Raw genomic sequence first — 26,666 nt, 5'->3', positions numbered from 1 at the left:
TACGCATAAAAAATCCGAAACCAAATCAACAGGTTTCGGATTTTTACACATCAGGAGGATCGGTCAATGGATCCTTAACTGATCGGCATTAAGCCCGATGGGCTGGCTTTTTGCTGGAGGCTGATGGGGCTCACCCCTTGGGGCGCACCCCCAGGGTGTGGCAGATGGCGTAGGTCAGCTCTGAGCGGTTCAGGGTATAGAAGTGGAAATCCTTCACCCCCTCCTGGCTCAGTACCCTGACCTGATCGATGGCGATGCTGGCGCCCACCAGGTTGCGGGTCATCTGATCGTTATCCAGCCCCTCGAAGCGCTGGTGCATCCAGCGCGGCACCTTGACGTTGGTGAAGCCGGCGAACTTGGCCAGGGTCTGGTAGTTGGAGACCGGCAATATGCCCGGCACTATCTCGGCATCGATGCCGATGGCGGCGCAGCGATCCCGAAAGCGCAGGTAGGTCTCCACGTCGAAGAAGAACTGGGTGATGGCGCGGTTGGCACCGGCATCTATCTTGCGCTTGAGGTTGAGCAGATCGGATTGGGCGCTGCGCGCCTCCGGGTGCACCTCGGGGTAGGCCGCCACCGAGATATCGAAGTCCGCCTCCGCCTTGAGCAGGGCCACCAGATCCGTGGCATACATGTCCGGCTTGTCGAGTCCGGGGGGCAGATCACCGCGCAGTGCCACTATGTGACGAATGCCGCTGTTCCAGTAGTCACGGGCAATGGTTCTCAGCTCGTCGCGGCTGGCATCGATGCAGGTCAGGTGCGGCGCGGCAATGAGGCCGGTGCGCTCCTTGATGTCCTTGATCACCTTGTGGGTGCGATCCCGGGTGCCGGAGTTGGCGCCATAGGTCACGGAGACGAACTTGGGTTCGAGTACCTTGAGCCGCTCTATGGATTGCCAGAGGGTATTCTCCATCCCTTCGCTGTTGGGTGGAAAAAACTCGAAGCTGACCCCGATATCGCCGCTCAAATCGGCCAGACTCTGGTTGAGTGCCTCAACCTGACGTGCACTGTGAAATCCCATTCCTCTACTCCCTGACCTGCTCGCTGCTCTTCATGACGCCGGTGAATGTCTGGACGTCTAAACGTCTTGCTATCTTTAAGATAAAGCGTTCGAATGTCAACCAGGAAATGTAAAACGGCACAAAGGGAGCCATATGCAGACTTATTTATCTCGTTATTGCGAGTTGGCTCCCATGCCAAAAGCGTTTGGCTCGGGTTATGATGGCGACGGATCGTCCTGGACGTTCTGAATCTGCGTGTGATTGTTTGGCCGGAGCCCGACTCCGGCCCCTTTTCAATATCCAACCTCCCCTGCCGATAACCCAGTATCCGCCAAGAGGAGCTCATCATGGATAGCCACCCCGGCTTCGCTACCGACCTGCTGTTCGATCGCTATCAGGGCGAGGTCAGCCAGTACCCCGGCTTCTGGGCGGTGCGCACCCCTTCTGCCCCCGATTACTACTTCGGCAACTATCTGCTGCTGAACACGGCCCCGAGCGATCGGGACAAGGGTTGGCTGGAGCAGAGCTTCGATCTCCTGGTGGCCCGGGATGCCGGGCTTCGGCATCGCACCTTCCAGTGGCCCCTGGCCGAGGGGCAAAACAGCCGGGTCGCCGGCTTCGTCGCCACCGGCTACCAGTACATGGAGTGCGTGGTGCTGACCCTGACCTCTGATCGGTTGATCGCCCCCCCGGCCAGACCCGAGCTGACTGTGCGCCCCCTGGCGGCCAGCGAGTGGGCCGACTGGCTCGCCCTCGAGCTGGAGGAGCGTGAGCCCGACTACCCGGCCGAGCGCTACCTCGCCTATCTGGAAAACCGCCAGCGTCTCTATCAGGCCATGATAGCCGACGGCCTCGGCGACTGGTGGGGACTCTGGCATGGCAGCGAACTGGTCGCGAGCTGCGGCCTCTTCTTCACCGCCAGTCAGGGTCGCTTCCAGCTGGTACGCACCCGGCGGGCCTGGCGCAATCAGGGATGCTGCAAGCAGCTGCTGGCCCGGGTCGCCACCCAGGGCCTGGCCCGGGTACCCTCCCTGGTGATAGTGGCGGATGAGCAGTATCACGCCCAGAAGGTCTACCGTGACCTGGGCTTCACCCCCAGGGCCCGCATCGCCAGCCTGTGCCGCTGGCCCAGGGACGAGGCGATCTGATCCCCGCACACATCCAACTGAAACGGGAGGCCAAGGCCTCCCGTTTCAGTTGCATCACTCAGCCCCGGCCGCAGCGGGCCGCGCCCTCTTGGTCACTGGCTCTCCAGGGCCTGGGCCAGAGCCGCCTCGACGCCGGGCAGAGGGGCCGCAGGCAATGGCGCCGCCTCGGCAGTGCCCTGGGCCGACGCCACGGCAGCCTGGGCGGGAAGCGGGGTCTGATCCGGCACGCTCGCGGCCGCCTGGATCACCGGGCCAGGAGCCGCATCGCTCGGCGCCGGGGCCGGGGCCTCGCACAGGCAGGGCGCCCCCTTCTTGCCCTGGTTGCCCTGATGGGGGCCATACCAGCCCTTCAGCTCCTGCTCCAGCTTGCTCGCCGCCCCCTGGGGCGTCTGGCTGCCGAGCAACACCGCCTGGCTCTGGCTCGCCAACTCATCCCCCAGCTTGGGTTCTCCCCGGGAGAGGATCTGGGTCGCGACCCGGATGGTGGAGTCACACTTGTCCCGCCACTCCATCATCTCCCGCGCCGCCGGGTTGTCCACCTCGAAGAAGTGGTTGGAGAGGGAGAAGAAGCCGGGCAGGGCATTGGTATACAGCTCGGCAAACTGGGCACTGGTCAGCCACTGCAGGAAGGCCATGGCGGCCTCCTTGTTCTTGCTGGCGGGGTTGAGCCCCATGCCGATGTCGGTGTGATCGGTGAAGAAGCAACCGTCCCCCTGCCTGGCCACGGGGGGCGGCATCACCCCGAAGTCCAGCTTGCCGGTGAAGGGGGCGATTTCCCAGGATCCCGCCGCATAGAAGGCGGCCTTGCCGGAGGTGAACAGCTCATTGGTCGCGGCATAGTCGCGGCTCTCGCCCCCCTCGCCGAGATAGGTGCGCCAGCGGGCCAGCTCCTCGAACACCTTGACGTATTGCGGGTTGTCGAGCCGCTCCTGACCGTCGATCAGCGCCAGCCGTCCATCCTCCCCCTGCCAGTAGTTGGGCCCTATGTTCTGGAAACCCAGCTCGGAGGCGACCCAGCTCTCGCTGCCGCTCATGGCGAGCGGCACATAGCGGCCATCGGCCTTCACCTTGTCCAGCGCGGCGAAGAAGGCGTCACGGGTCTGGGGCACGGTCAGCCCCAGCTCGCTGAAGATCGCCTTGTTGTAGAAGAAGCCGTGAATGACGGAGGCCATGGGCACACAGAAGGTCTGCGCCCCCGAGTCGGTCTGCCAGGGAGATTGGGCAAAGCTCGGGAAGTTCTCCATCCCGGCCATCTCGGTCAGCTCGGCCAGATGGCCCGCCTTGAACAGGGCCAGGGAGTCGTCAAACGGGCGACAGGTGATGAGATCCCCCGCCTTGCCTGCCTTCAGGCTGGCCCACAGGGTCGGCATGTAGCTGACGTTCTGCACGCCGTTGAATCTCACCTGGATGCCGGGGTGAGCGGCCTCGAAGGCCGGGATGATCTTCTGCTCCCACAGGGCCTTGTCATCGATGCGCCAGCTTTCGATCACCAGCTCGCTGGCCATCAGCTGACCACATACCAGGAGACTCAGGGCCCCGATCCACTTGTTAGCCATAAGTCCTCTCATACCTTGAAATGGGCGATCAATTGCTGCTGCTTGCCCGCCAGATCCGCCAGCACTTCACTGCTGCCTGCCGACTGGCGCGCTTCCCGTTCTGTCTCGTAGGCCACCTCGGCGATGCCGGCGATGTGGCGCGCCACCCCCTGGCTGACCGAGATCTGCTCCTGGGCGGCGTGGGCGACCTGATCCGCCATCGACTTGATGGCGCTCATCCGATCGGCGATGGATTGCAGGGCGGCATCCATCTGGCGGGTCTGATCGACGCAGCTGCCGGTCTGCTCCTGGCTGCGCGCCATCACCTCGACCACCTGGTCGCTGGCGCTCTGCAGGTTCTCGATCATGGCCTGGATCTCCTCCGTGCTGGTCTGGGTCCGGTTGGCCAGGGCCCTGACCTCGTCGGCCACCACAGCGAAGCCGCGACCGGCCTCACCGGCCCGGGCCGCCTCGATGGCGGCGTTCAGGGCCAGCAGGTTGGTCTGCTCGGCGATGCCGCGGATCACGTCGAGTATGCTGCCGATGTTGTGACTGAACTCCCCCAGCTTGTGGGTGATGCCCATCGCCTCGGCCATAGCCCCGGCCAGCTCCTCGGTGAGGCGGCGGGTGGCGGCGACCTGATGGCGACCGGCCTTCGCCTCCTCGTCGGCGAGATCCACCTCGTGCCGGGTGCCATCGGTGGAGCGGGCCACCTCGGTGGCGCTCACCTCCAGTTCCGTGATGGCGGCGGCCACCTGATCGGTCTGGCTCTTCTGATCCTGCACCCGGGCCATGGCCCGATCGCTTATCTCGGCGGCGCGGCTCGCCTCCTCCACCAGATGGCGGGAACCGGCATTGATCTGGGCGAGCAGCTCCCCCGTCTTGCCCGCCAGGGTGTCGATGGAGCGGGAAAGACTGCCGAACTCGCAGCGGCTCTGGTAGTCGATGCGGCGGGTCATGTCCCCGGCCGCCATCAGGCCGAGCTCATGGTCGATGCGCTGCAAGGGGCGTTGAATGCTGCGGGCCGTGGTGTAGCCGATGAGCAGGGCGGCGCCGGCGGAGACGGCGGCCACCAGCAGGATCCAGACGCTGGCGCTGCTGACGGCATCATCGGCCAGGGCGCGGCTCTCGCTGGCGATGGCGCCCGCACTCTTGCCCATCTCGTCGAGCAGGTTCAGGCTGCTGACCAGGGCGGCATCCAGCTGCAAGTTGAGTTGATCCAGGGAGGCGGCGAGCTGCTGACCCTGACGCATGGTGGCGAGCAGCCCCTGCTTGCCGAGGGCCAGCTCCTGCATCCTGTCCAGATTGGAGACGAAGCGCTGCTTGACGTCGGCGGGCACATCGACCCGCTCCAGCCGCTTGCGGGCCATCTCTATGTCCTTGCCGAGCACCCGCTCCAGCGCGTTGAGGTCGGTTTCCCCATCGGCGCGGCGGATGTTCTTCAGATCCCGGGCGATGCCGGAGGTGATGAGTTCGGCCTTGTTGCGCATGGATCGCTTGGCGGCAGCCTGCTGCAGCAGCAGATCCGCGGCCCACTGGTAGGTATCCTCCAGGCGAATGAAGGCCATCTCCAGCTGCTGGCGTCGCGCCAGCAGCGCGAGCCACTGGCCATGCTGGGCCATCACCTGCTCGGCCAACCCGTAGAACTGCCCCGTGGCCTGCTCCACCCCGGCGAAACGCTGACGTGCCTCGGCCAGCTCGGTGAAACGCCCCATCTGCTGACTCAGGGTCTTGAAGCCTGCCTCTTGCTGCTGGAAGCGGCCGGCCAGCTCAGGCAGCTTGCTTGCCTGTTCGCTGGCGCGGTATTCCAGCACCCAGCGGTTGCTGTCCTGCAGCGCCCCCTTGAGGCCAGCCACCGTGATGACCAGGGGGGTGGCGGTATCGGACACCTGGGAGAGACCCTGGCTGATCCCCCGGATCTTGAGGGCGCTGACGGCCCCCAGCAGGATTAGCAACAGCAGCATCAGCACGAATCCGGCGATGATCCGCTGCACGATAGACAAACCCATGAGACATCCTCACTCGTTGGGAAAGAGACAGTACAGGGGATATCGGCCGGGCGGCCCATTAGTGGAGGTGGGAGAGGTGAATTTATGATGTTTTTATGGCAAGGGAATCAATAGACGCCCACAAAAAAGCCCGGCGCAGCCGGGCGAAAAGGACGTGCAGTGCAAGTAGGTATCATTAGAAGCGATAGCCGACGCCGACCATGAAGGCCATGGGGTCGATGGAGGTCTTGATCCCCTCGCCGCCATTGACGTGCACCTCTGTGTCTATGTCCATGATCCAGGCGGAGCCGTTGACGAACCAGCGATCGTCGATCGCCATGTCGAGGCCGATCTGACCCGCCACGCCCCAGGAGTCATCCAGCTTCACGTCCGCCCCATCGAGGGCGCCCTTGCCCTTCTCGCTGAAGAAGGTGGTGTAGTTGATGCCGATGCCCACATAGGGACGCACCCTGCTCTGGGCATCGCCGAAGTAGTATTGCGCCATCAGGGTCGGCGGCAGGTGCTTGACCTTGGCAACCTCCCCCAGCTCCGGGGTACTCACCCGGTGGGAGAAGGGGGTGGCCGCCAGCAATTCGACCCCCCAGTTGTCGGTGATCAGGTAGGAGAGGGTCAGCCCGAGCTGCATGTCGTCATCGACCTGGAACTCGCCCGTGCCCAGCACATCGTCGCTGCTCTCCTGGGGAGAGACGAAGGCCAGGCCCCCACGCACCAGGATGTCGCCGGCCTGGTGGGCCATGGCGGGGGCGGTAAAGGCGGCTGCAAGCATCAGGGGAAGAAATTTGTTCATCACCAAGTTTCCTTTTTTAGTTTTTCATTCTGGGTTGTAAGCAAGGCGACTATAAAAGGATGTGACGGGCTGGTTATTGATTTGGCGCAAAAGTTACCAATAAATAGATAGATGTACGAAATAGCTTAAATGATGCGTGATCCATCTTATTTTCACTCACAACGATTTGATTTTTAATAACTTTAACTTTTAGCGTGAATATAATTTCAACTTTAAGCGGCAGAGTGAATATAGGTTCTGTGATCCAGGTGGCTTATTCGCCGCCTGCCGCACCGCGCGCCACCCGGCTATATTTCCCGCCGCCACCCTTATCCGGCCGTCATGGCGCCTGATACGCCTCCCTTGACCGCCATCCCTCGCCGAGCCGGGTGCCCTGGGCGCCCATGTCAGAGAGGAGCCCACAGGGCCCTCATATCAAAGAGGGGCCATCAGGCCCCCATATCAAAGAGGAGCCATCAAGCCCCTCATATCAAAGAGGGGCCATCAGGCCCCCCATATCAAAGAGGGGCCATCAGGCCCCCATATCAAAGAGGGGCCATCAAGCCCCCATATCAAATAGGAGCCATCAAGCCCCTCATATCAAAGAGGGGCCATCAAGCCCCCATATCAAAGAGGGGCCATCAAGCCCCCATATCAAAGAGGGGCCATCAGGCGCCCATGCCAAAGAGGAGCCATCAAGCCCCTCATATCAAAGAGGGGCCATCAGGCCCCCCCATATCAAAGAGGGGCCATCAGGCCCCTCTCGCTGGACGCTGGCAGCGCGTCCTCACCGAACAGGACGGCTGGCCGTCACTCGCTCTGCTCGCTCTTTTGCGCCTTGCGTTTGCGTGCAGGCTGGCTGGTCGATGTCCTGGCCGCCTGCTTCGCCAGCAGGGGGGCCAGGAAGCGGGCCGTGTGGGACTCCTTGTTCCTGGCCACCTGCTCCGGGGTGCCCGTCACCAGGATGCGGCCACCGCCGGCGCCCCCTTCCGGCCCCAGATCCACCACCCAGTCCGCGGTCTTGATGACGTCCAGGTTGTGCTCGATGATCACCATGGTGTTGCCCCTATCCCGCAGCTGGTGCAGCACCTTAAGCAGCTGCTGGATGTCGTGGAAGTGCAGGCCCGTGGTCGGTTCGTCCAGGATGTAGAGGGTCTTGCCGGTGTCCCGCTTGGAGAGCTCCCGCGCCAGCTTGACCCGCTGCGCCTCGCCGCCGGACAAAGTGGTGGCGGACTGGCCGAGGCGGATGTAGGAGAGGCCCACGTCCATCAGGGTCTGCAGCTTGCGCGCCACCGCAGGGACAGGGTCGAAGAAGGCGCGGGCATCCTCCACCGTCATCTCGAGGATCTCGTGGATGTTCTTGCCCTTGTACTTCACCTCCAGGGTCTCGCGGTTGTAGCGCTTGCCCTTGCAGACGTCGCAGGGCACGTAGACGTCCGGCAAAAAGTGCATCTCCACCTTGATGACCCCATCCCCCTGGCACGCCTCGCAGCGGCCCCCTTTCACGTTGAAGGAGAAGCGACCCGGCTGGTAGCCGCGGGAGCGCGCCTCCTGGGTGCCGGAGAGCAGCTCGCGGATCGGGGTGAACAGGCCGGTATAGGTGGCCGGGTTGGAGCGCGGGGTGCGGCCGATGGGGCTCTGATCGATGTCCACCACCTTGTCCAGCTGATCCAGCCCCTCGATGCTGCGATAGGGGGCCGGGGTGGACTCGGTCGCCTTGTTGAGCTCCCGGTGGGCGATGCGAAACAGGGTGTCGTTGATCAGGGTCGACTTGCCGGAGCCGGAGACGCCGGTGACGCAGGTCATCACCCCGATGGGCAGATCCAGGTTGACGTTGCGCAGGTTGTTGCCGCTCGCCCCCTTGAGCTTGAGCCAGCGGTCGGTGAGCGGGGTACGCTCGGCCGGCACGGCAATCTCCTTGCGCCCGGAGAGGTAGTCGCCGGTCAGGGACTCGGGGTTATTGATGATCTCCTCCGGCGTGCCCTGGGCGACGATGGCGCCGCCATGCACGCCGGCCCCAGGGCCTATGTCGAGCACGTGGTCGGCGAGGCGGATGGCATCCTCGTCATGCTCCACCACGATCACCGTGTTGCCGAGATCCCGCAGGTGAGTCAGGGTGCCCAGCAACCGCTCGTTGTCCCGCTGGTGCAGGCCTATGCTGGGTTCGTCCAGCACATACATCACCCCCACCAGGCCGGCGCCGATCTGGCTGGCCAGCCGGATCCGCTGGGCCTCGCCGCCGGAGAGGGTCTCGGCGCTGCGGGACAGACTCAGGTAGTTGAGGCCGACATTCACCAGGAAGCCGAGCCGCTCGACGATCTCCTTGAGGATCTTGTCGGCTATCTGGGCGCGCTGGCCGGTCAGGTTCAAGCCTTCGAAGAAGGCGAGGGCGTCACCGATGGACTGCTCGGCGATGGCGGGCAGGTTGCGGTTGTCGACGAAGACGTGACGCGCTTCTTCCCGCAGCCGGCTGCCGCCGCAACTGGTGCAGGACTTGTTGGCGATGTATTTCGCCAGCTCTTCGCGCACCGAGTTGGATTCGGTTTCCCGGTAGCGCCGCTCCATGTTGTGCAGTATCCCCTCGAAGGGGTGCTTGCGCACCACCACATCGCCGCGATCGTTCATGTAGCGGAATTCGATCTCGGTGCGACCCGAGCCGCGCAGCACCACCTCCTGCACCCGGGCGGGCAGATCCCCCCAGGGGGTCTCCAGATCGAACTTGTAGTGATCGGCCAGGGATTTGAGCATCTGGAAGTAGTAGAAGCTGCGCTTGTCCCAACCACGGATGGCGCCGCCAGCCAGGCTCTGGCCCGGATCGTGGATAAGCTTGGCTGGGTCGAAATACTGCTGCACCCCGAGGCCGTCACAGGTGGGACAGGCGCCGGCCGGGTTGTTGAAGGAGAAGATGCGCGGCTCCAGCTCCGACATGGAGTAGCCGCACTCCGGGCAGGCGAAGTTGGCGGAGAAGGTCATGGCTTGCACCTGCTCCTCCCCGTCCATGGGCACCACCAGTACGATGCCGCCGGAGAGGGTCAGCGCCGTCTCGAAGGACTCGGCCAGGCGCAGGGCCAGGTCATCGCGCACCTTGAAGCGATCCACCACCACCTCGATGGTGTGCTTCTTGTGCAGCTCCAGGGCGGGGGGGTCGGAGAGGTCGCACACCTCGCCGTCGATGCGGGCGCGGATGTAGCCTTGGGCCGCCAGGTTCTCCAGCAGCTTGCTGTGCTCCCCCTTGCGGTTGCGCACCACGGGAGCCAGCAGCATCAGCTTGGCCCCTTCGGGCTGGGCCAGCACCTGATCCACCATCTGGCTGATGGTCTGGGCCGCGAGCGGGATGGCGTGAGTCGGGCAGCGTGGCTCGCCGACCCGGGCGAACAGCAGGCGCAGGTAGTCGTAGATCTCGGTGATGGTGCCGACGGTCGAGCGCGGGTTGTGGGAGGTGGACTTCTGCTCGATGGAGATGGCAGGCGACAGCCCCTCAATGTGGTCCACGTCCGGCTTCTCCATCAGTGAGAGGAACTGGCGGGCATAGGCGGAGAGGGATTCCACGTAGCGGCGCTGCCCCTCGGCATAGAGGGTATCGAACGCCAGGGAGGACTTGCCGGAGCCGGAGAGACCCGTGACCACGATCAGCTTGTCGCGGGGCAGAGTCAGGTTGATGTTCTTGAGGTTGTGGGTGCGGGCACCCCGGATCACGATTTTTTCCATCTTGTTGCGCGCTCGATACGAGAACCAGAGCGGGCCAGTATGGCATAGAGACTACTGGATGAATAGACAGTCCAGGCGGGAAATCACGCCCGTTGCGGGCAGCTGAAATGCTGCTCCTGCTCGGTCAGCAGCGCCTCCCCCTGCCACAGTTGCACCCTGACCCTGACCCGGTAGGGGCAGCTCAACCCCAGACTCAGCCGGCCCAGGCCATGGGGGCGATCGGGGAGCAGTGTGACCTGCCCTCCCTGGCGCTGGTGGCTCTGCCCGGCGGCGCCTTCGCTCCACAGATCCAGAGTGAAACCCAGGGTCAGGGCCTGGTCGCTGTGCAGGGTGGGGGCCAGGGAGAGGCCGGTCGGGGTCGATATGGCATTGAACTGCACATTGGGGACTGGGGTCATCTCGCTCTCCTCGGCCCGGGCGGCCAGGGTCATCAGCAATGGCAGGGGCAGCAGGCACCGCCAGAGGTGACGCCCGCGCCGCAGCGAAAATGAAAAAGGGGCCCGCAGGCCCCCGAACATGAGACGCATCAGTTGCCGCCCTGGTAGACATAAGCCTGGTTGTTGCTGCCGTACACATCGACCTGAGCCGTATTGTAGCTGGCGGTCTGCACCACATCGACCAGGTTGTTGCCGCCATTCATGCCGGCATTGACGTAGACATCGGCCACATGGTGGTTGCCGGTCTGGCTGACGCTCAGCTCGTTGTCGCTGCCCAGATAGGATTCGACGGAAGCGCTGTTCATGTCCCCGGTCTGGGTCACGGTCACGGTCGAACCCGAGTGGGACGCATCGGCATAGGCCCAGTTGTCATTCCCGGTCTGGGCCACGGTCAGCTCGTTGTCCGACCCCCAGGTCCAGGCGCCCTTGCCTGCCACGTCACGGGCGGCCGCCACCTGGTTGCGATCTCCTTGCTGGTCGATGGCGATCCGGTTGTTGCTGCCCGCCTCCTGCTCCGCGTTGGCGTAGTTGTCATTCCCGTGCTGATCTATGGTCACCACACCATCCGTGCTGCTGGCCAGCTGCTTGACCACGGCATCGTTGCCATTGCCCTGCTGATTGATGCTGGCCTGGTTGCCCGCCCCCTTCTGCTCGGTATCGGCCAGGTTGCCTTCACCCACCTGGAGTATGCTGGCCTGTTCGCCGGCGCCGCCCTGATAGGCGATGGCCAGGTTGTCATCCCCCAGCTGATCGATGGTCACCCCATCGTCATGGCCGGTCTGACTGGTTTCGATCTCGTTGCGGTTACCCACTTGAGTCAGAGTGGCGCGCTCGTTGCTGCCGGCCTGGTTGGCGGTCAGGGTGTTGCCCTCACCGGCCGCCGAGCCGGACTGGGCCGTGCTCACATAGCCATCGACGCCGCTCTGGGTGACATAGGCCTTGTTATCGAGATCGCGCTGGTCGACCAGGGCCTCGTTGCCACTGCCAGACTGGGTCACCTTTGCCAGGGTTCCCTCCGGATAGGCATAGCCATAGTGGTTGGTGGCCTGGGTGACGCTGGCCTTGTTCAGGCTGCCGGACTGGGCGACCTGGGCTTCGGCGCCATCGGCGATCCGCTGGGAGACGCTGGCCTCATGGCCGTTGCCGAGCTGGCTGACGTTGGCGATGGCCTTGTCGGACCAATAGTTGTCGAGGTTGGCTTCGTTGTGGTTGCCCAGCTGGCTCACGGTAGAGCTGGCACCATCACCGTTGTCCTGCATCACGTCGGCGTTGTTGTGGTTGCCGATCTGTGCCACGGAGGCATGGGATCCTTCGTTGAACACCTGCTGGGTCACGGTGGCGACGTTGAAGTTGCCCGTGCTCGCGACCTGGGCCAGGGATCCCGCCGTGCTGGACTCCTGGGTCACCAGGGCGTCGTTGCCGACCCCGACCTGCGCCACGCTGGCCTCGGACTGGCTGGTGTTCTTCTGGATGGTTTTCGCCTCGTTGTCGGCGCCCAGCTGGCTGATGCTCGCCTCGTTGTGGTTGCTGTCGTCGATCTGCTCGACCGTGGCCAGGTTGTTGCTGCCGGTTTGGGTGACCGTGGCCTGGTTGTTGGCGGAGGCCGCCCAGACGCTGGAAGTAGCCAGCAATACGGCGGAGGCGATGATGGTACGTTTGAACATGATTTCCCTCTCGTGCTTTGGTGTGAGCCTGAGCTCAGTTGGTTTGGACTACTCTCACTTGCTGGTTGACCCCCGCCTGAATGACGGTGGCCGCCAGGCCGCTGCCGCTCTGCTCTATGGTGGCCAGATTGCCATCACCGAGCTGAACCGCCCGCGCCCGATTGTCATACCCGCTCTGGCTGATCCAGGCCTGGTTGTCCAGGCCCTGCTGCCACAACCAGATCTGGTTGCCGACGCCGGCCTGGTAGAGCTCGGCACTGTTGCCGACCCCGAGCTGGACCGCATCGACCCAGTGGCTGTCGCCGACCTGCTCCAGGCTCAGCCGCTGCCGATCCCCGCGCTGCATCAGGCGCACCTGGTTGTCGTTCCCCGACTGGCCGAGCAACAGCTCGTTGTCCGTGCCCAGTTGCCACAGCCGGGCCTGATTGCCCTCCCCGCGCTGCAACAGCTCGAGTTCGTTGTCTTGTCCCAGTTCGCTGGCCGGGGCGAGATCCTGCGCCGCCACGGGCAGGCCAAGCAGGCTCAGGGTCATCAGGAGAGGCGTCAGGTATTTCATCTGTGATTACCTTTTTGAAGTGCGGGTCCAGTATCCCCAGCCCCCGGCCGGGCGACCATCAGGCACACAGCTGATTCGAGGCTGATTCGGATCTCGGCCCGTCCTGGGAAGAAAGTGTGAGAAGAGGCTGAGAGCGGCCCTCTCCATGGCAGGCGTCATGAAAAAAGGCCCTGAGCGGGCCTTTGAAGAGCAGATGGGGAGGCCTGAGACAGGCCGCCTGAGTGGCTGATCCCGCCTCAGAGGATGGGGGCGCTGTCTTGCAGATAGCCCTGCAGTATGGGGTTGTCCAGATCCCTGGCATCGGCCAGCTGCCAGAGGTTGTCCCGCACCCCGTTGGCGATGAGGCGGATCACCGCCGATTCGATGGCGGACATGACGCACATCTGCACCGGCTCGTTGGTGCTGAACCCGGCTTCGGCCTCCAGCAGCCGCTTGTACTCGACGAAGCGAAATACCCCGGCCTGCACCTGCTGGGAGAGGATGGTCTTGGCGGTGGTGACGCTGTTGAGGATGCGACCGGAGCGGATATCGACCGCCCTCAGGTTGACGGTGACCTGATCGACCCTGTATTCCCCGCTCGCCCCGATCCCGAAATACTTGGCCCCCACCCCGCCGGTACGCACATTGCTGTCATAGGCGACTATGCCCCCCTCGATCAGGATGTTGGCCGCCACCAGGGAGGGCAGCTGCTGTTGATTGTTGCCGGGCACATTGGGCTTGTTCTGGGTCGCCCGCACTATCTTGCGCTCGGTCAGGAGGTTCTGCAGCCCCTCCCGCTCCAGGGGAACGAACCATTGGGAGTCCCACAGCGCCGTGCTGAGCATGGCGACCCCGCCCTGGGTCACCGCGGTGGAGAAGTTGGAGGCCGGCGCCGGCAAATACTGGCCCGTCTGGTCACGAAAGTCGTAGACGGCGGCCACTATCTTGCCCTTGGGCTTGGGCAGGCTGATCAGCTCTTTATAGGAGATGGATCTCGGCATCAGGGTCGCCTTCTCATCGGGCTCGGGGGAGCCGATGTGGGTGGCACAGCCGCCGAGGCCAAACAGGAGGGCCACCAGGGGCAGGGCGGCGAACAGGGGTATCCGTTTCATAGCATCCTCAGTCGGCGATCAGGCCATTCACTTCGATCAGGGTGGTTTCATTCGTCGCTCTGTCCGTGATGGAGATGGCCAGGGTGCCATCCTCGTCCACCACATTGATCGCGAACTCGTCGGTGACCAGGCTGCCGCCCTGGCTGCCATCCTGGCCTATGTCCGCCAGCAGCTGGCTCACCAGCCGCGACTGCAGGCTGGAGGTGAGCCTGTCCAGGGCCGAGGTGCCGCTGCTGCCACCGGCGGAGGGATCCTTGTAATCGTTCTGGGCATTGGCCGTGCCCAGCAGGTGGCTGCTGTTGAGGGGATTACCGCCAAAGCTGGGGTTGATGGGGCGATAGATCAGCTCGGAGGCGGAGGCGGTCAGGGTGACCGTCAGGGCCAGGAGCAGGAGGCGAGAGCACATATGCCATGTCCTTATAGTTCATCGTGTTCCAGATCGAAGGTGTCCATGAACAGCATGGCCACCTTCTGTTGCCGTAAAATCTTGCTCACCTGGCCCCAGGCCTGCTGCGCCGCCAGTTCTCCCTGGCTGCGCACCGGCGAGAGCGCCGTCTTGAACAGCACCTTGCGGTTATGGGTTACCCAGACAAGGCTCCCCCAACGCGCCGTCGGCCGCTCATGAATGGTGAGGTTCTCCCGGCCGTCCGGGTCTTCATCCTCCCGCAGCCGGCTGAAGTGGTGATAGAACCCCTGGCCGAAGCGGGTGAAGGTGCGATCGATCACCAGGCCCCCTATCTCTATCCTGTCGTTCTCCTGCTCGGGTTGCAGGGACTCCAGGGGCGCGTTGACATCCTCGTCAGCGGCCAGCAGGGGGGCGGCGGCCAGCCAGAGGCAGAGCAACCAGGCCCGCATCAGTGGGAGCTCGTGAAATCGAGGTAATCCTTGGCCCAGCTCACCGCCTGCAACCGGTTCTTGACGTTCAGCTTCTTGAAGACGTTATAGAGGTGGGACTTGATGGTGTGCTCGCTGACGAACAGGCTGTCGGCAATCTCGGTGTTGGAGGCCCCCGTCATCAGGTAGCGGATGATCTCCCGCTCGCGCACCGTGAGCAGGGTCTGGTGGCGCTGGGCGGGCTCGTTGCCCTGCCGGTAGTAGTTGACCAGCTCGCACATCAGATGACGGGGGATCCAGAACTCCCCCGCCATTACCTTGCGGATCCCGGCCACCAGGCGATCCAGGGGATCCTGGCGAAAGAAGAGGCCGCTGGTGTTGGGCCACATCAGCAGCAGATCCCTGTCCGTGCTGTTGGGGGCATTGAGCAGCACCGTGCTGGCGGAGTCGAAGGCGGCGATGGCCCTGTGCCAGCCGAACTGCTGGCTCGACTTGAGGTAATCCAGATCGATCAGAAACAGGCTGCACTCCCCCATGGTCAACAGCTGATCCGGCTGGCTGATCAGCGTGATGGGTTGACCCACTTGCGCCATCAGGTAGCTGGTAAAGGTCGTCGCCTGCACATTGCCTTCGGTCACGAGGACCAAGGGGGTCACTGTCGTCATGGGGCTCTTCCTTGAACTGTGCGCCGGTTGGCTCGTTTTCGTTTTTCGGGTGCCAGGAATGGTCGCAAGAGAGTAACAACCCCCTATTTTTGCACAGCATTAAAAAAGTATGAGACGCCGACCAAATGGGATTAAAACGCACTTTTTTCCAGACAATACAGCGGACTAGGATGCGCCCCCTATTTGGGGGGAAAATGAGGCATGTTGGATCAACGACGGGTCATGATAGTGCTGTCAGACGCCCCCTCGCCGCAGGGTTGTGGCCCGGGTCACTTGTCCGGCGACCGGCAAATAGGCTAGCGTAACCTGAAACGGCCCGGGGCGAGCCAAAGCGGCCCGGTCGCGCTAAAGATGTGCTATCCCGGGCATCAACTGTTACTATTGCCGGCTAATCGGATGTCGATGACCGGGCTCGGTCCCGGTTGGCGATAGGCGAGTGGCAGACGCCGATTGAGACGGCACCAGCCCTGTGCGGCGGCAATATTGTGTGACATTCAGACCAGACAGCTGGTCGGTATATAAAGGTGGAAGAGAGATTATGGCCAGTCGAGGCATCAACAAAGTCATTCTGATCGGTAACCTGGGACAAGACCCGGAAGTGCGCTACATGCCGAGCGGCGGTGCCGTGACCAACATCACCCTGGCCACCTCCGAAACCTGGCGCGACAAGCAGACCGGTGAGCAGAAAGAGCGCACCGAATGGCACCGCGTGGTGTTCATGGGCAAGCTGGCCGAAGTGGCGGGCGAATACCTGAAGAAGGGCTCCCAGGTCTATGTCGAAGGCAAGCTGCAGACCCGCAAGTGGCAAGATCAGAGCGGCCAGGAGCGTTACACCACAGAGGTACTGGTAGACAGCTTCAGTGGCGTGATGCAGATGCTGGGTGGTCGCCCCCAGGGTGGCGCCGGTCAAGGCATGGGCGGCCAGCCGTCCCAGGGCAACTGGGGTCAGCCGCAGCAGGCCGCTCCCGCGCAGAACATGCAGCAGCGCCCCGCCGCGCCTCAGCAGAACATGCAGCAGGGAGGCTACAGCCGCCCGCAGCAGCAGCCCCAGTCCGCGCCGCCGGTCTACAACGAGCCGCCGATGGACTTCGACGACGACATTCCTTTTTAAAAAATACCTGCGACCAGGCCCTGACCATTCAGGGCCTTTTTCCATGTCCATGACTGTCGCAGCCGAGCTGCACTCTTCCCCTCTGTTGACCTATCCGCTGACCGCGCTCCCTGCCGTTGTGGGGAATTCGCTATGATGCAGACGGGTGACAACGAGGCAGGCACACCATGATCGCACGCGCCATCCTGATCATTGCCCTCTTGCTGAGCGGGCATCTGAGCGCCCAACCACTGAAGGTCGGCGTCAGCTTCGCCATCCCCCCCTATGTGATACAGGAACAGGGCCGGGGCATAGAGCTGGATCTGCTGCGCGCCGCCTTCGAAGGCAGCGAATATCGGCTCGACTTCCAGTATCTGCCCCTGGAACGTACCTTCCGCATGCTGGCCGACGGCAAGCTGGATGCCATCATCAACGTCAAGCCCGGCATGCTGGACACCGCCTTTCTCTCCCGCCCCGTCATCCGTTTTCGCAACCAGGTCTTCACCCTGCCCCCCTTCACGCTCATGAACCTGGACGCCCTGGCGACCATGAGGGTGACCGCCTTTCAGCGAGCCACTCGGGTGCTGGGGCCGGACTTTGCCGCCATGGCCGCCCGCAATCCCCGCTACGAGGAGGTGGCCAAACAGCAGACACAGGTGCGTCAGCTGCTGCTCGGCCGGGTCGATGCGGTGATCATGGAAGAGCGCGTCTTCCACTACTTTCTGGATCGGCTGCAGCCACAACCCGCCGGAGCCCCACATGCCGCCCGGGCGCAGATCCTGACCCACTCCCTGTTCGCTCCCACCCTCTATCACTTCGCCTTTCGCAGTGCGGCGGTGCGGGATCATTTCGACCGGGCACTGCTGACCATGCGCGCCGATGGCCGCTATCAGCAGATCTTTGCCGACTATGATGCCAGCCCCTGAAGGGGGAGGTCCGGCCATAGAAAAGCCAGCGCAAGGGCTGGCTTTTGGTACTGGCTCGGCTGAGCTGAGTTACTTCATGGCGCTGCCGTTCTTGAGATCGGCTTTCTGGCGCTTGGCCTCGCGCTTTTCCTTCAGTGACATCTGCGGCTTCTTCTTGCCATCTTTGCCGTTGTGATGTTCTTTGTTACTCATCATCAAACTCCAAAAATGTGACCGACACACGGGGCCAGGCCCCTGTTGCCATCCGAATCGTTAACTACGAGTACTGATTTGCCCCCAGCAAACAGGGGCGACCCCAGCATACCCCTGAACCTGAGCCAGGATCCACCCCCATCGGGGGCCCAGATTGAGCAAGCAATTGGCCATGAACCGGGGCAAGCCACTCATATCTATCGTTATTTTATTTATTGCCTGGCCAGGGGGATAAATTTAAGCGCCCACCTGTTCGAGTCACTATTTTTTACCGCAACAACCCCTTGAGAGAAAATAATGACTCAGATGACAAGGGTAAAATCCAATGGCAAGAGGGGAATAAGAAATAATCAACGAAATGTGATAAGGTGCTTCATTACTAACTTGCCAGGAGAGCCCCGTGAAAAAGCTGGAAATGAAAGATCTCACCGATAAAGAAAAGGCCGAAATAACCCAACTGCTGCAAAAGGCACAGGCCAATGCGGATCATCCCTTGACCAATGGCGAGCGCAACAAGATCCGGGAAGAGGGTCGCCTCAAGATAGTGGCCGATCGCGCCGAAGCCGCCAAGGAGGCCTCCCGCATCGCCCGCGAGAAGGCCAAGGAGCGGGCGCGCAATCAGGTTCTGCCAGAGACCTTCAGCTGGATTGATTCCGTCAGTGGCAAGTTCCGCGGCCGCCGCTGAGCCTGCCAGCAGTTGCTTCCGGGGTCGGGCGATCTTGGTGATCCCGCCCCCCGGCCTGCACCATCACCTGCTTTTTTTCAGTTTTTTTCACCCTCATGTTGCGCCCTCTCGTCATGGCTCATGATGGGTGTGATGATCCCCGCCAGGGCAGGCTGGCCAAGGATCTCGCTCTCGATCCGCCCACATCCAGCGGATGATTCCCGCCCTTTTTCAGCAAGATTTCACCGCCAGAATGGCTGCAGAAAAAAAGGATTGGCGAGATAAAGATTGCTATCGAAGAGGGGGCGTGTTTTAATCTTTCTCGATGGTTCGGTAGTTCAGACCACATTATGTTAGGTAGTCTCTAGTAAAGCAGTGATTAGATAAGAGTTATCCTCGATTTCCCTTATCAAATAATTCTCCTTGTTTAGTGCGCCATACGTATTCTGACGAAAAATCATAAATTGCCATATGGCACTTAAACACTCAAAAGGAAATTATTATGTCTAACAAAATGACTGGTACCGTTAAATTCTTCAACGCTGAAAAAGGTTTTGGCTTCATCTCCCCGGCTGACGGCAGCAAAGACGTGTTCGTACACTTCTCCGCCATCCAGTCCACCAGCTTCAAAACCCTGGACGAAGGTCAGCGCGTTGAGTTCACCATCGAGCAAGGCCAGAAAGGCCCGGCTGCTGCCAACGTAGTTGGTCTGTAATTCAAGCCGAGAGGCCGGTAACCAGGCTTGTGCCTGCTGACTGACCACTTGCAAGAATTTAAAAAAACCCGCCTCGGCGGGTTTTTTGTCGTCTGGATATCCGCCATCCTCTTCGCTCGGCGAGCACCGAACAGGTGATACCCAGCAACACTGCCCTGTTCAACCTGACTCGAGGCGAGCGCAAACACAAGACAGGGCCTCCAAGCTGGATGAACCCATTGCGGCCAAACCAGCGCCCCCTGAGCAGCGGCAAGTCTCCCCAGCGTACAATCAAGACCACTTCTGGCCCAGGGTGCAGCAAAGAGAAAACCGCAAGCCGGATAGGCAGATGAAGATGCTCTGCTCCCCGCCGAGCTCCATGCCCAGACCCGGGGGATCACTCGCTGGGCGTCACCGCCGGCATCGACAAGCTGCCGGGCGAGACGGTGGACGACGCCAGCCATGGCACCATGCTGGATGGGCGCCGCGACAACCTGGGGCTGAGCGACCCGTTCTGATCTGTCCTTGCCAGAAAATAAAGCAGGCCCGCCGAGTGCGGGCCTGCTTCATTTGCGGGGGCGGCCCTCAGCGCGGCAGGCTGATCCTGGCCTCCAGCCCCCCCTCGGGGCGATTGTGCAGGGTCAGCTCGCCGCCATGTTGATGCACCAGGGTGCGGGCGATGGAGAGCCCCAGCCCCACGCTGCCCGAGGCGGTATTGCGCGCCTCGTCCAGACGCACGAAGGGCTTGAACACCTCCTCGAGCCGCTCACTGGCGATGCCGGGCCCCTGATCCATCACCCGGATCAGCAACTCGTGGGGGCCGGGGTCGAGGCGCACCTCCACCTGGCCCGCATACTTGAGGGCGTTACCGATCAGGTTCTGCAGCACCCGGCGCAGGGCGTTGGCGCGGCAGGCATAGACCAGCTTGCCCTGTGCCACGAAGTGCACCGGCTGGCCGGTGTCGGCATAATCGTCGCACAGGCTCTCCAGCAGGCTGACCAGATCCAGCTCCCGGGTCTGCTCCTCCGTGCCCTCGTCCCGGGCGAAGCTCAAGGTGGCCGCCAGCATCTGCTCTATCTGCTGCAGGGTCTGCTGGATGCGCTCCTTGTCCTCGCCATCGGCCAGAAACTCGCTGCGCAGCCGCAGGCTGGTGATGGGGGTGCGCAGGTCGTGGGAGATGGCGGCCAGCATCTGGGTCCTGTCCTGGACGAAGCGTTCGAGCCGGGTATGCATGCGGTTGAACGCCTGGATGGAATCGCGGATCTCGGTGGGCCCCTCCTCCTTGAGCAGGGCCGTCTCCTCGCCGCGCCCCAGCTTGTCGGCGTTGTGGGCCAGCTGCTTGAGGGGACGGGTGGCGCGACGAAACAGCCAGATCATCAGGCCGATCACCAGGCTGGCCACCAGCAGCAGGTTGAAGGTGGTGCGTAGGGACCAGGCCCCCGCCTCCTTGTCCACCAGGGAGCTGAACTGCAACCACTGGCCGCCGGGCAGCTCGATGGAGCCATAGAGTCGCATGTCCTGGGGCGGCGGCCCCTTGCGATCGTCCATCATCCGCACATGATGGCGCCAGGCTCGGCTGCGGGGGGCATCCTTGCTGAGTTCGGCGCTGATCTCCACCATCAACCCGGGGGGATAGCCCAGCTTGCTGCGCACCAGCGCCTCGAAGCGGGGGCTGCGCTTGTCCGGCTGCAGCGGCTCGTGGGCCAGGCGCAGAAACAGGGTCTCGCTGCGGCTCGCCTTCAATATCTCCCGGTGCAGCTCGGGGGGGGAGAGGGTCAGCAGGCGCACCACTGAGACGATGCGCTGCATGGCGTTGCGGCTGTTGACGAAGCCGAGCGCCTCCTCCCGGTCCGAGCGGTAGATCTGGATGCTGAGCAGTTGGATCAGGATGAGCCCCGCCAGGGCCACCAGCACTATCTGCCCGGTGAGCCCCTTGGGCCAGAGTCGCTTGAAGAAGTTCATGGGATCACGCCTGGGTCACATCGGCGGCGAACAGGTAACCGCCGCCCCAGATGGTCTTGATGAGTTCGGGGTTCTTGGGGTCGCGCTCCAGCTTGCGCCGCAGCCGGCTCACCAGGGTGTCGATGGCGCGATCGAAGGCCACCGCCTCCCGGCCACGGGCGAGATCCAGCAACTGATCCCGACTCAGCACCCGCTGGGGCCGCTCCAGGAAGACCTTGAGCAAGTCGAACTCGGCGGTGGAGAGGCTGAGCCCCACCCCGTCCTCGTCGACCAGCTCGCGGCGATTGATGTCGAGCAGCCAGCGATCGAAGCGCAAGTCCCGGGACAGGATCTCGGCGACCGGCTGCAGATCCGCCTGGGTGCGGCGCATCACCGCCTTGATCCGGGCCAGCAGCTCGCGCGGGTTGAACGGCTTGGCGAGATAGTCATCGGCCCCCATCTCCAGCCCTATGATGCGGTCCGTCTCCTCCCCCATGGCAGTGAGCATGATGATGGGCAGATTCGACTTCACCCTCAGCTCGCGGCACAGGGTGAGGCCATCCTCCCCGGGCAGCATGAGATCGAGCACCAGCAGATCGAACTCCCGCTCCTCCAGCAGCTTCTTCATCTCCCGCCCGTCGCGGGCACAGCTGACCCGCATGCCATGCTGCTCCAGGAAGCGCTTGAGCAGATCGCGGATCTCACCGTGGTCATCGACCACCAGGATATGGGTGTGCAATTGATTCATGACGGCAGCTCTCTATCAAGCAAAGGGGAACAGGGGGAACTGGCCCGATTATACGAAAATCCCCCGGGGGGTTTGTGTCAAACTGTGGCAAATGGGCAAGGTGGCACACTCTGCTACAAAAAAGCGCCGGGCTGGCAAAGTTCAGACACGGACTGGGTGTTTACTTGAGGTCAAGGCAAGACGCCGACCCCAGATTCATCCCCCGAGGAGATAAACATGAAAAAACTGACCAAGACATTGCTGACCGCCACCCTGATCCTGGGCCTGCCGCTGGGCGCCTATGCCACCAGCGAAGCCGTTGCCACCGCGCCGGCCGGGCGTCCCGCCGTCGACTGCCCCATGGGGGGTCCCATGGATGGCATGGGCGGCAAGCATCACAAGCGCCACGATCGCATGGCGCGCATGCAGCAGATGACGCCGGCGGAGATCCAGGCTCACCTGCAGCAGCGTTACGACAAGATAGAGGATCCGGCCAAGCAGGCCGAGTTCGTCAAGCGGCTGGGGGAGCGGGCCGAGGGCATGACCAAGCATGCCGAGGCGATGAAGGCCTTCGCCGACGCGCACCAGTAAATCCGCAACACCAGATAGAACAAGGGGCCGACCGGCCCCTTGTTGTTTTTCTGCATCCCGCCCCAAGGGGGTGACCCCAGTCACACCGCCAGGGAAGCCGGCTGGCTTATGCCTTGTCCACCACCCGCAGGTTCTTGACCGTCTCGCCTTCGAAGCGGATCACCACCCGCTTCTTGTCCAGGTCCGGTACCAGCGCCTTGCCGGTCTGGGCCAGGACAGGGGAACTCTCGCTCAGGCTGGTCATGTCGTAGTACCACAGCTCCAGCTGCTCTTCCTTGTCGGTGCTGGCCGGTTCGCCGAACTGCTCCTTGATGCTCGCCCGGGTGGAGACCCCCTCCTTGATCCCCAGCGCCTTTTGCACCGCCTCGTTGGTGTAGCTGTCCGCGGCGCCGAGGGCCATCTCCTTGGTGGTGTCGGCGACGGCGTCCGTGACCGCATCGAACAGGCCCGCATGGGCAAACAGCGGCAGTGAGGTCAGGGCAACCAGTAAGACTTTCTTCATGACATGATTCCAATCGATAACAACAAGGGGGGCATGAGAACAGGTCGCAATCCCGTTCGTCAAGGTGGGCACGGACAAAAAGGACAACAATGAAACCCATCAATAGCGACACCCCGGAGAACCAAAACCCAGATCGAGGCCGGAGGCAGGGGCCCTGGCCAGGTCATGTTGGGCTCAGAGAGGCGGGCAGTGGACCGAGCGGTTGCGCCCAGCCCCCTTGGCGCGATAGAGCCACTCGTCGGCGCGGGCCAGCACGGCGTCCACCTCTTCCCCGGGCAACACCTCGGTGGTCCCCAGGTTGACGGAGATGCGAAGCCCGGTGGGGAGCGCCTCCCCCACCATCTCGGCCACGGCGCGACGAATGCGCTCGGCGACCAGGCAGAGCCCGGTCCCATGCAGGCCGGGCAGCAGGATCAGGGTCAGCTTGCAGCACCCCAGCTCCCGGGCGAGGCGCTCCGCCTCGGCGAGCAGCGCCTTGCCCAGACCCCGGCCGCGATGGGCAGGGTACACGGCGAGATCGTGAATATTGAGCAAGGGACGGCAGGCAAAGGTGGAGAACCCCTCGAAGCAGGTCGCCACCCCGGCGGGCTGGCCATCGACCCAGGCCAGCAGCACATGGGCTCCCTGACGCTCGGCCAGGGTCGCCGCCAGCCGCGCCTTCACCTCCTCCGCCAGCGGGCTGCCACCCCCCATCTCGTCTCTGGCGTATGCGTCCAGCAGCGAGACCAGGGCCTCGCCATGGTGCCGGTCATGCAGATCTGCCCTGATGATCCCTGTCATGTCCCTGTTCCTTCCGTCTCTGCTGTGCCATGGCGACGCCCTGGGCGCCATGTCCCGATACTAAGCCCCCGTCTCGTCGACGCCAAGACTCGCCCGATACACAATATCGGCTCGATTGACACCGCTCATCGGCCGCTGCCGCCCGGGGGGCGGATATTTGTCATCTTCTCCTTGCTACGCTAATGAAAATCAATATCATTAGCATCCTCCCGAAATGGGGAGACCTTAATAATTACAAATAAATCAATAAGTTCAGGCCACCTTTCTCGAGTCGATCAACACATGCAACACCTCAATCAGACCCATACCCTGGTGTGGGCCGCCCTCTTGTCCCTGAGCGCCAGCGCCCAGGCCGACGACAGCATCACCGTCTTTGGCAAACGCAGCCAGCACGACGAAGTCGCCACCGCCACTCGCACCAATACCCCGGCCAAGCTGGTGCCCCAGAGCATCGACAGCGCCTCGGCCAGCGAGCTGACCGCCTTCGGCCAGCCCACCCTGAGCGAGGCCCTGACCGGCATCCCCGGGGTCAACGCCAGCGGTGACACCCGCTTCGACGGCGTCAACATCCGCGGCTTCAGTGCCAGCAACGACTTCTATCTGGACGGTTTTCGCGACGACATGCAGTACACCCGCGACCTTGGCAACATAGAGCGGGTCGAGGTGCTCAAGGGCCCCGCCGCCGTGCTCTACGGCCGTGGCAGCACGGGGGGTATCATCAATCGGGTCAGCAAGGTCCCCCAGAGGGGGCAGGCCTCCAGCGTGAGCGCCCGGGTCGGCAACTTCGACAGCCGACGCTTCGCCGCGGATCTCAACGGCGAGGCGGGGGAGCGGGTGCAACTGCGCCTGAACCTGGCCCAGGAGGACAAGGAGAGTTTTCGTGACGACGTGACCAGCAAGCGCACCCTGTTGGCCCCCTCCGTCAACTGGGAGATCACCGACACCCTGAACTGGCTGGTGCAGTACGAGCGCAACGAGCACGATCGCACCCCGGATCGCGGCATTCCCGGTGTCGATGGTCGTCCGGCGGATGTCCCCATCGAGAACGTCTACAGCGACACCCGCCGCGACTTCATCGACGATCTGGCCCAGTCCACCCGATCCCGCCTCAGCTGGGACATCAACGATCAGTGGCAGCTGCGCCAGCAGCTGGGCTACACCAGCCTCGACAGCCAGTTCGACAACACCTATGTCACCAGCGTCAAGGGGGACAAGGTCAACCGTGCCCGCTGGCAGCAGGATCTCAAGGCCAGCAGCCTCATCAGCAACACGGAAGCCGAAGGCCAGCTGCAGACCGGCCCCGTCGGCCATCGCCTGCTGGTGGGTCTGGAGCAGAGCTGGCAGGAACGCACTCCCAAGCTCTACCAGAACGCCAGCCCGATCCCGGCCGGCAACCTCTATGATCCGGACTCCCTGCCCACCCATGACGGCGCCATGAAGCTCGCCAGCGACGCCAGCCACAAGGTGCGCGGGGTCGGTCTCTACCTGCAGGATCAGCTCAGCCTGGGTGACTGGCACCTGGTGGCGGGCCTGCGCCGGGACGACTTCACCGTCACCAGCCGGCGCAACGACCTCGACAAGGAGCAGACCCTCTCGGTCACCAGCCTGAGCCCGCGCCTGGGCCTGGTGTGGAACCCCATCGAGGCGCACGCCTTCTACACCTCCTACAGCAAGACCTTCACCCCGGTGGGCGGCGAGCTCATCGGCCTCACCCCGGGGGACAAGAACAACAACCTGGATCCCCAGCACACCCGGCTCTACGAGGGCGGGGTGAAGAGCGACTGGCTGGATGGCCGCCTGGCCACCACCCTCTCCCTCTATCGCCTGGAGATGTACAACAAGCGCAGCAAGGATCCCCTGGATCCCACTCGCGTGGTTCTCACCGGCCTGCAGCGCACCGAGGGGGTCGAGCTGAGCGCCCGCGCCCAGCTGACCGACGAGTTCTACCTGCGCGGCGGCGTCGCCATCCAGGATGCCGAGCAGGTCAAGGCGGATGAGACGCTGCAAGGCAAGCGGCCGATGAACGTCTCGCGCCAGAACGGCCAGCTGTTCGCCGGCTACCAGAGCGGCAAGCAAGGCTGGTTCGGCGAGACCGGGGTGACGGCGGTGGGGGATCGCTTCGCCGACAACGCCAACACCACAGTGCTGCCCGGCTATGCCCGTTTCGATGCCCGCGCCGGCTACCGCTGGCAGCAGTGGGAAGCCCAGCTGAGCGCCGAGAACCTGACCGACCACGACTACTACGTCAGCGCCACCAGCGCGGCCCAGATCATGCCGGGCACGCCCCGTCAGCTGCACCTGACCGCCGCCTACCGCTTCTGATCCCATCCCCATCCTCCCTCTGGCCAGCCTCTGCTGGCCAGTTTTTTATGAAGCGCGCAAGATGACACGCAAGAGACTCCCCCTGCACAACAACAAGTGGGTGCGCCGCATCCACGCCTGGGCCGGCTTCGCCACCCTCACCCTGATGCTGATCTACGGCCTGACCGGCCTCTGGCTGCAACACAGGGCCGTGCTGCCCCTGCCCGGCCCCCACACCGCGAAATCCAGCGAAGAGATAACGCTGGCCGCGCCGCTGGCCAGCCCGGATGAGCTGAAAGCCCTGTTGCAACAACGCTATCCGGACGTGATCGACGAGGGACGCCCCCAGATCACCCCGCCCCAGACCCTGCCCACCCCCTCCGGCCCCATGACCCTGCCAGCCCGCTGGGAGCTGCGCGGCGTCACCCTCCGCCAGAGCCTGGCCGCCAGCTATGTGGAGGGGACCCTGCTGGTTCGCACCGAGTTGCAGCAGGCCAACTTCGCCGCCAGCCTCAACCGGCTGCACCGTGGCATGGGTACAGGCCTGCCCTGGCAACTGGTCGGCGATCTCGTAGCCCTGGTCATGCTGCTGCTGGCCCTCACCAGTTTGCTGATGTGGAACAAGCTGCACGGCCCGGCCGGCCGGGGCATAGCACTGCTGCTGGGAGGCGCCCTGCTCACCCTGGTGGTGGCCCTGCTCTGACCCCGCCCCGGCCCGCGTGCTCTCGTCCCGAACGGGGTCACGGCGCCTTGGGGGGGGGGGGGGCCACTGCGGCTTGCCGCCCACGAATGGGGCCATTTTTGCGGCTAGGAGGTAACAAAGGATTACCGGCCCGGGATGGGG

At 63.3% G+C, this 26,666-nt stretch carries 23 protein-coding genes and 3 pseudogenes; 8 read left to right on the top strand and 18 right to left on the bottom strand.

What is annotated here, in order from left to right; translation table 11 throughout:
• Nucleotides 1-130: 130 nt before the first annotated feature.
• Entirely contained in the window at nucleotides 131-1,021 is an 891-nt protein-coding gene (gene metF, locus ACW5W4_RS17775; RefSeq protein ID WP_456690277.1) for a methylenetetrahydrofolate reductase, read from the bottom strand.
• A 327-nt stretch (nucleotides 1,022-1,348) separates the two neighbouring features.
• Between metF and ACW5W4_RS17770 the strand changes: the two genes are divergently transcribed.
• The gene (locus tag ACW5W4_RS17770; protein ID WP_456690276.1) at nucleotides 1,349-2,149 is read left to right on the top strand and encodes a GNAT family N-acetyltransferase; all 801 of its coding nucleotides are present in this window, start codon (nucleotides 1,349-1,351) and stop codon (nucleotides 2,147-2,149) included.
• Nucleotides 2,150-2,241: 92 nt separating this feature from the next.
• On the opposite strand, the gene ACW5W4_RS17765 is transcribed toward ACW5W4_RS17770, so the two are convergent.
• From ACW5W4_RS17765 to ACW5W4_RS17715, 11 genes and pseudogenes are all read right to left on the bottom strand, one after another.
• On the bottom strand, nucleotides 2,242-3,705 hold the full coding sequence (locus tag ACW5W4_RS17765; protein ID WP_456690275.1) for an ABC transporter substrate-binding protein: 1,464 nt from the start codon (nucleotides 3,703-3,705) through the stop codon (nucleotides 2,242-2,244).
• Nucleotides 3,706-3,713: 8 nt separating this feature from the next.
• Nucleotides 3,714-5,693 carry a methyl-accepting chemotaxis protein gene (locus tag ACW5W4_RS17760; protein WP_456690274.1) on the bottom strand — a complete coding sequence of 660 codons (1,980 nt, stop codon included), beginning with the start codon at nucleotides 5,691-5,693 and terminating at the stop codon, nucleotides 3,714-3,716.
• A 175-nt stretch (nucleotides 5,694-5,868) separates the two neighbouring features.
• Complete coding sequence (locus tag ACW5W4_RS17755) at nucleotides 5,869-6,480, bottom strand: OmpW family outer membrane protein (protein ID WP_427263245.1); 612 nt, start codon at nucleotides 6,478-6,480, stop codon at nucleotides 5,869-5,871.
• Nucleotides 6,481-7,341: 861 nt separating this feature from the next.
• Nucleotides 7,342-10,167 (bottom strand): annotated as a pseudogene (uvrA, locus tag ACW5W4_RS17750) (excinuclease ABC subunit UvrA); the annotation flags it as partial.
• Nucleotides 10,168-10,250: 83 nt separating this feature from the next.
• The gene (gene csgH / locus ACW5W4_RS17745) at nucleotides 10,251-10,694 is read right to left on the bottom strand and encodes a curli-like amyloid fiber formation chaperone CsgH (protein ID WP_456690273.1); all 444 of its coding nucleotides are present in this window, start codon (nucleotides 10,692-10,694) and stop codon (nucleotides 10,251-10,253) included.
• On the bottom strand, nucleotides 10,694-12,268 hold the full coding sequence (locus ACW5W4_RS17740; RefSeq protein ID WP_456690272.1) for a curlin: 1,575 nt from the start codon (nucleotides 12,266-12,268) through the stop codon (nucleotides 10,694-10,696). Before ACW5W4_RS17740 ends, csgH begins: the two co-directional genes overlap by 1 nt.
• A 34-nt stretch (nucleotides 12,269-12,302) precedes the next feature.
• On the bottom strand, nucleotides 12,303-12,824 hold the full coding sequence (locus tag ACW5W4_RS17735; protein WP_456690271.1) for a curlin: 522 nt from the start codon (nucleotides 12,822-12,824) through the stop codon (nucleotides 12,303-12,305).
• Nucleotides 12,825-13,060: 236 nt separating this feature from the next.
• Entirely contained in the window at nucleotides 13,061-13,915 is an 855-nt protein-coding gene (locus tag ACW5W4_RS17730; protein ID WP_427263241.1) for a CsgG/HfaB family protein, read from the bottom strand.
• Nucleotides 13,916-13,922: 7 nt separating this feature from the next.
• Nucleotides 13,923-14,321, bottom strand: coding sequence for a curli assembly protein CsgF (locus ACW5W4_RS17725; RefSeq protein WP_427263240.1), 399 nt, complete (start codon nucleotides 14,319-14,321; stop codon nucleotides 13,923-13,925).
• An 11-nt stretch (nucleotides 14,322-14,332) separates the two neighbouring features.
• Entirely contained in the window at nucleotides 14,333-14,770 is a 438-nt protein-coding gene (locus tag ACW5W4_RS17720; RefSeq protein ID WP_456690270.1) for a curli production assembly/transport protein CsgE, read from the bottom strand.
• A complete protein-coding gene (locus ACW5W4_RS17715; RefSeq protein WP_456690269.1) occupies nucleotides 14,770-15,414 on the bottom strand; it encodes a LuxR C-terminal-related transcriptional regulator in 645 nt (214 codons plus the stop codon). The genes ACW5W4_RS17720 and ACW5W4_RS17715 overlap by 1 nt, the downstream gene beginning before the upstream one ends.
• A 538-nt stretch (nucleotides 15,415-15,952) precedes the next feature.
• Here ACW5W4_RS17715 and ACW5W4_RS17710 point away from each other — a divergent pair.
• A complete protein-coding gene (locus tag ACW5W4_RS17710) occupies nucleotides 15,953-16,525 on the top strand; it encodes a single-stranded DNA-binding protein (protein ID WP_041997390.1) in 573 nt (190 codons plus the stop codon).
• A 167-nt stretch (nucleotides 16,526-16,692) separates the two neighbouring features.
• Nucleotides 16,693-17,430: a substrate-binding periplasmic protein gene (locus ACW5W4_RS17705; RefSeq protein ID WP_456690268.1), complete on the top strand. Its 738-nt coding sequence runs from the start codon at nucleotides 16,693-16,695 to the stop codon at nucleotides 17,428-17,430.
• A gap of 69 nt (nucleotides 17,431-17,499) precedes the next feature.
• Here ACW5W4_RS17705 and ACW5W4_RS17700 read toward each other — a convergent pair whose 3' ends face one another.
• Nucleotides 17,500-17,622 carry a hypothetical protein gene (locus ACW5W4_RS17700; RefSeq protein WP_408796153.1) on the bottom strand — a complete coding sequence of 41 codons (123 nt, stop codon included), beginning with the start codon at nucleotides 17,620-17,622 and terminating at the stop codon, nucleotides 17,500-17,502.
• A 400-nt stretch (nucleotides 17,623-18,022) separates the two neighbouring features.
• Here ACW5W4_RS17700 and yjbD point away from each other — a divergent pair, with 400 nt between their 5' ends.
• On the top strand, nucleotides 18,023-18,307 hold the full coding sequence (gene yjbD / locus ACW5W4_RS17695) for a DUF3811 domain-containing protein (protein ID WP_408796155.1): 285 nt from the start codon (nucleotides 18,023-18,025) through the stop codon (nucleotides 18,305-18,307).
• Between the two features lie 481 nt (nucleotides 18,308-18,788).
• On the top strand, nucleotides 18,789-19,001 hold the full coding sequence (gene cspE / locus ACW5W4_RS17690) for a transcription antiterminator/RNA stability regulator CspE (RefSeq protein WP_005316548.1): 213 nt from the start codon (nucleotides 18,789-18,791) through the stop codon (nucleotides 18,999-19,001).
• Nucleotides 19,002-19,565: 564 nt separating this feature from the next.
• Here cspE and ACW5W4_RS17685 read toward each other — a convergent pair.
• A complete protein-coding gene (locus tag ACW5W4_RS17685) occupies nucleotides 19,566-20,942 on the bottom strand; it encodes an ATP-binding protein (RefSeq protein WP_456690267.1) in 1,377 nt (458 codons plus the stop codon).
• A gap of 4 nt (nucleotides 20,943-20,946) precedes the next feature.
• The gene (locus tag ACW5W4_RS17680) at nucleotides 20,947-21,669 is read right to left on the bottom strand and encodes a response regulator (RefSeq protein ID WP_456690266.1); all 723 of its coding nucleotides are present in this window, start codon (nucleotides 21,667-21,669) and stop codon (nucleotides 20,947-20,949) included.
• A gap of 216 nt (nucleotides 21,670-21,885) precedes the next feature.
• Here ACW5W4_RS17680 and ACW5W4_RS17675 point away from each other — a divergent pair, with 216 nt between their 5' ends.
• The gene (locus ACW5W4_RS17675; RefSeq protein ID WP_456690265.1) at nucleotides 21,886-22,239 is read left to right on the top strand and encodes a hypothetical protein; all 354 of its coding nucleotides are present in this window, start codon (nucleotides 21,886-21,888) and stop codon (nucleotides 22,237-22,239) included.
• A 106-nt stretch (nucleotides 22,240-22,345) separates the two neighbouring features.
• Here ACW5W4_RS17675 and ACW5W4_RS17670 read toward each other — a convergent pair whose 3' ends face one another.
• The 3 genes and pseudogenes from ACW5W4_RS17670 to ACW5W4_RS17660 form a co-directional block, all read right to left on the bottom strand.
• Nucleotides 22,346-22,741: a hypothetical protein gene (locus ACW5W4_RS17670; RefSeq protein ID WP_456690264.1), complete on the bottom strand. Its 396-nt coding sequence runs from the start codon at nucleotides 22,739-22,741 to the stop codon at nucleotides 22,346-22,348.
• A 174-nt stretch (nucleotides 22,742-22,915) separates the two neighbouring features.
• Nucleotides 22,916-23,158, bottom strand: a pseudogene (locus tag ACW5W4_RS17665) (GGDEF domain-containing protein); the annotation flags it as partial.
• 9 nt (nucleotides 23,159-23,167) lie between these two features.
• Nucleotides 23,168-23,434: pseudogene (locus ACW5W4_RS17660) on the bottom strand (N-acetyltransferase family protein); the annotation flags it as partial.
• Between the two features lie 369 nt (nucleotides 23,435-23,803).
• Between ACW5W4_RS17660 and ACW5W4_RS17655 the strand changes: the two are divergent.
• On the top strand, nucleotides 23,804-25,843 hold the full coding sequence (locus ACW5W4_RS17655) for a TonB-dependent receptor (RefSeq protein ID WP_456690263.1): 2,040 nt from the start codon (nucleotides 23,804-23,806) through the stop codon (nucleotides 25,841-25,843).
• 19 nt (nucleotides 25,844-25,862) lie between these two features.
• Complete coding sequence (locus tag ACW5W4_RS17650; RefSeq protein ID WP_456690278.1) at nucleotides 25,863-26,525, top strand: PepSY-associated TM helix domain-containing protein; 663 nt, start codon at nucleotides 25,863-25,865, stop codon at nucleotides 26,523-26,525.
• The last annotated feature ends 141 nt before the right edge of the window (nucleotides 26,526-26,666 follow it).

The organism is Aeromonas crassostreae (genome assembly GCF_054052445.1).
This window is presented reverse-complemented; position numbering and strand designations above follow the sequence as displayed.

Bases quoted from the DNA above. Each gene is read 5' to 3' on its own strand.
- ACW5W4_RS17675 (WP_456690265.1), top strand. From the start codon at position 21,886: ATGAAAAAACTGACCAAGACATTGCTGACCGCCACCCTGATCCTGGGC.
- ACW5W4_RS17730 (WP_427263241.1), bottom strand. From the start codon at position 13,915: ATGAAACGGATACCCCTGTTCGCCGCCCTGCCCCTGGTGGCCCTCCTG.
- ACW5W4_RS17710 (WP_041997390.1), top strand. From the start codon at position 15,953: ATGGCCAGTCGAGGCATCAACAAAGTCATTCTGATCGGTAACCTGGGA.
- ACW5W4_RS17765 (WP_456690275.1), bottom strand. From the start codon at position 3,705: ATGGCTAACAAGTGGATCGGGGCCCTGAGTCTCCTGGTATGTGGTCAG.
- ACW5W4_RS17735 (WP_456690271.1), bottom strand. From the start codon at position 12,824: ATGAAATACCTGACGCCTCTCCTGATGACCCTGAGCCTGCTTGGCCTG.
- ACW5W4_RS17670 (WP_456690264.1), bottom strand. From the start codon at position 22,741: ATGAAGAAAGTCTTACTGGTTGCCCTGACCTCACTGCCGCTGTTTGCC.
- ACW5W4_RS17720 (WP_456690270.1), bottom strand. From the start codon at position 14,770: ATGCGGGCCTGGTTGCTCTGCCTCTGGCTGGCCGCCGCCCCCCTGCTG.
- ACW5W4_RS17715 (WP_456690269.1), bottom strand. From the start codon at position 15,414: ATGACGACAGTGACCCCCTTGGTCCTCGTGACCGAAGGCAATGTGCAG.
- ACW5W4_RS17770 (WP_456690276.1), top strand. From the start codon at position 1,349: ATGGATAGCCACCCCGGCTTCGCTACCGACCTGCTGTTCGATCGCTAT.
- ACW5W4_RS17700 (WP_408796153.1), bottom strand. From the start codon at position 17,622: ATGAGTAACAAAGAACATCACAACGGCAAAGATGGCAAGAAGAAGCCG.
- csgH (WP_456690273.1), bottom strand. From the start codon at position 10,694: ATGCGTCTCATGTTCGGGGGCCTGCGGGCCCCTTTTTCATTTTCGCTG.
- ACW5W4_RS17755 (WP_427263245.1), bottom strand. From the start codon at position 6,480: ATGAACAAATTTCTTCCCCTGATGCTTGCAGCCGCCTTTACCGCCCCC.
- ACW5W4_RS17740 (WP_456690272.1), bottom strand. From the start codon at position 12,268: ATGTTCAAACGTACCATCATCGCCTCCGCCGTATTGCTGGCTACTTCC.
- cspE (WP_005316548.1), top strand. From the start codon at position 18,789: ATGTCTAACAAAATGACTGGTACCGTTAAATTCTTCAACGCTGAAAAA.
- ACW5W4_RS17685 (WP_456690267.1), bottom strand. From the start codon at position 20,942: ATGAACTTCTTCAAGCGACTCTGGCCCAAGGGGCTCACCGGGCAGATA.
- ACW5W4_RS17655 (WP_456690263.1), top strand. From the start codon at position 23,804: ATGCAACACCTCAATCAGACCCATACCCTGGTGTGGGCCGCCCTCTTG.
- metF (WP_456690277.1), bottom strand. From the start codon at position 1,021: ATGGGATTTCACAGTGCACGTCAGGTTGAGGCACTCAACCAGAGTCTG.
- ACW5W4_RS17760 (WP_456690274.1), bottom strand. From the start codon at position 5,693: ATGGGTTTGTCTATCGTGCAGCGGATCATCGCCGGATTCGTGCTGATG.
- ACW5W4_RS17705 (WP_456690268.1), top strand. From the start codon at position 16,693: ATGATCGCACGCGCCATCCTGATCATTGCCCTCTTGCTGAGCGGGCAT.
- ACW5W4_RS17725 (WP_427263240.1), bottom strand. From the start codon at position 14,321: ATGTGCTCTCGCCTCCTGCTCCTGGCCCTGACGGTCACCCTGACCGCC.
- ACW5W4_RS17680 (WP_456690266.1), bottom strand. From the start codon at position 21,669: ATGAATCAATTGCACACCCATATCCTGGTGGTCGATGACCACGGTGAG.